Here is a 3242-nt window from a genome sequence, read left to right as displayed (position 1 = left end):
TTGGTAGATCTTATCATTCATGAGTTATACACGTTTTTTATGTTTATTGTTTATTTTATGTTTAAATCTTAATATCTTAGTAACTACCACGAATTAAACGTCAAAACTTTTTATGTTTATAGATTTTTATATTCTAGATCGAATGAGTTTACGATCAATTTAGTAGATCTTATCGTTTTTGAATTATACGCGTTTAAAGCATTTTTTACATGGTCTGTTGTAAATTCAATATCTCAAAAACCGCGCAGAACTAAATTCTAAATCTTGGCACAAATATAGATAAGAAAACGTTTTATCAAATAAGGTTATGATAAATGTTATACAATTTATAATTCTTGAGTTATACTTGTTTAAACATAGATAATAATTTAATCAATAATTTTAAAAATTGAATTTAATCGAAAGTGATGAACGAAATACTATCGATACTATCGAAAAAATTCATTTTTGGCGTTTTGAAAATATGTCCCATAGGAAATACATTGAAATGTTTAAACGCATGAAACATGAAAACTACACCGAATTCAATCATAAAATTATTTTGACTAATAGATTTTAAGATTCTAAATCGATTGACATTATGATCAAATTTCTACAATTTATCGTTTTTGAGTTATCGGCGTGTAAACATTCCAATGTATTTCCTATGGGGCATTTTCCCATAGAAAATAGCTGGGCGTGTTCAAACGCCGATAACTTTAAAATGATAAAACGTACAAACTTGATCATGGTGTCAATCGATTCAGAATCTTAAAATCTAAAAGTCAGCCTCATTTCATGGTTGAAATCGCTGTAGTTTTTACATAAAACGCGTTTGAAAATATTTTTAATATTTAAAAATCCACCAGGTGTCGCCACCAGCGAACATTTTGAAAAATTTGCAAAACTGAAAAAATTTTAAAATTATTTGGTACAGTACTAGTGACGCCATCTAGTGAATTTATATCTAAAAACTCAATTATCTCAAAAACGGTAAATCGTACAAACTTGATCATGGTGTCAATCGATTCAGAATCTTAAATTCTATAAATGTGCTTAATTTCATAATTATAATCAATTTAGTTTTTATATAGCACGCGTGTAAACATTCCAATGTATTTCCTATGTGGCATTTTCCTATAGAAAATAGCTGGGCGTGTTCAAACGCCGATAACTTTAAAATGATAAAACGTACAAACTTGATCGTGGTCTCAATCGATTGGAAATTAAATTTTCTGTTAGTTTCAAAATAAAACTTTATTAAAAATATTCACCGTTTTGTTGTAAAACAATGTTATTGTATGAAGCCAATATGCACGTGTGTACACAACTAGCTGTTTTACATTCATGTGTATTGTTGGCCACAATGATGTTGAACAAATATAGTGCACCAAAGTATCCTCCGTTTAATTTGTTTTGAAAACAAAGTGTTATTCCAACAATTTTTATTGTAAGTTTTTAACTTTATTAACAAAAATTCTTTCTTACATATTTTACATAGGTCTACATTTGTAATTGGTTTATTATGTTCACTATGATATACTATTCATTCATGTGGAATACTTCTACTTTTATTTCATTGGAAACCTCATTGGATGTTAATTTGTACCCACAATCGTTGTTCGCTTGTTGGCATCAAATTGTTTCCTCGGTAACCAAATGATACCTTGGTAAATTATCCATATTTATCATTATAAAAAATCTAATACAAATTTTATTCGACCATATGTTTATGTTTATTGTTTTAGTACCAAAATTTGCCGATATAGCACTGCATCGATGAAGCATCTCGACTCATGATGATACATTTGACTCGATTCGAATCGTTCTAATCATGATACAAATGATTCATATTGTTGGCTTTCTTCTTTCACTGTACAATTAATCGGTTGGCCCCAACTCATCTATCGTTGTACATGCTTTGACATGAAGTTCATGTTTACCCTATAGTGTATTGGCAACATGAAATTATCAAAGTTTAAACTGAGATGATGATAACTTTAACCCTACATACCACATTGAACACTAGCAAATGTGTGGCTGAAAACACAGTTTAAACTGGGATGACTTGAACACACCACATTGAACACTAACAAATGTGTTGCTGAAGTACCATAAAATTTGTATATAAGCTCAAGCATAAACCAAACAGATCATCAATCGTTTCTTGGCTTTCATTGGTGATGATCAAGGTGGAACATCAACTTGGCCGCTGATCATTGGGATCACACTCTCGAACATCGTTTGCCGAACTTTCTTTAGGACGACGATTAAGTTTGATTTCTCGTAGCCGTTGGTCTATTTTGTGGTGTCACTATGCTGCAAAACATTATAATGGCCGATGTTTCAATTTCTTGATTATGCCGTTGTTGAATGTTATCAAAGTTAAGTATATTTTGAAACTAATTACTTTGATAATTCACTGACATTTTTTTTGTAATTTTTCATGTCAAAATCGTTGGATGGCAATGATTGTGGCAATGGCGTTCTTTGGCTATGTCTTTTTGCAGAATACCATTCCCGATGCTGATGTTCGTTATGGCTGATATGTCAAAATGTCTTAGGATTATCCTGTTCGTTCAATCGTTTGTTGGTTTGGTATCTATTAAATTTTACCTTAAACGAAGATCAACTTAGAATATTCCTTTGCAGATCAATCGTTTGCTGATTTGGATTTCACCATTACTGTCTTGGAAAAGGATCAATTTCAATTTCTCTGTTGCTGATCATTTGCTTGCTGATCTGGGTTTCACCGAACTTTCCTGTTGCCGATTGGTTTGGATTATGTTGATGCGAATTGCCGAAGGTGAAAATTTTTAAGGACAAACATCGCTGTTACATTGGACTCCTTTAAAACCATTTGCATCCAATTGTTTCCTCAGCATCCAATTGAAACCATCAATAACCAATTGTTTTCTTGGCTTCAAATTGAAATCATTTTCGTTCCCGGTAATTGTTGGTAACTATTTCACTGAACGACGTGCATTAACCTGTGTCATGAATGTGATGACAAAAAATACGATCACCGCAGTAGCATCAGCAGCAATAACTGGATGAACATTATCATCGACAACTGGTGCTGCTTCATCTACTGGTGCTACCTCAACGACTCTTGGATGGCAAGCAATGTCTTTGAGCAACATCAATTATCACAACAGCAACAAAAAAGCAGCAACAACAACAACTTATATCCTCAAATGGTAATCAAATTGAATCAAAGGATGGAAAAGAGATTGATGATGGCTCATCGACGGGTCAATCGT

Annotated in this window: 1 protein-coding gene; it reads left to right on the top strand. The window is 32.3% G+C overall.

Translation table 11 applies throughout. The features are described 5' to 3' along the window. Positions 1-3032: 3032 nt before the first annotated feature. Positions 3033-3242: hypothetical protein (locus QRY16_RS21600; protein WP_289778011.1), on the top strand; the 210-nt coding region annotated here is incomplete at its 3' end.

Source organism: Mixta mediterraneensis (assembly GCF_030283135.1).
GTDB lineage: Bacteria > Pseudomonadota > Gammaproteobacteria > Enterobacterales > Enterobacteriaceae > Pantoea > Pantoea mediterraneensis.
Note: the sequence above shows the minus strand (reverse complement) of the source record. Positions and strands in the feature narration are given on the sequence as shown.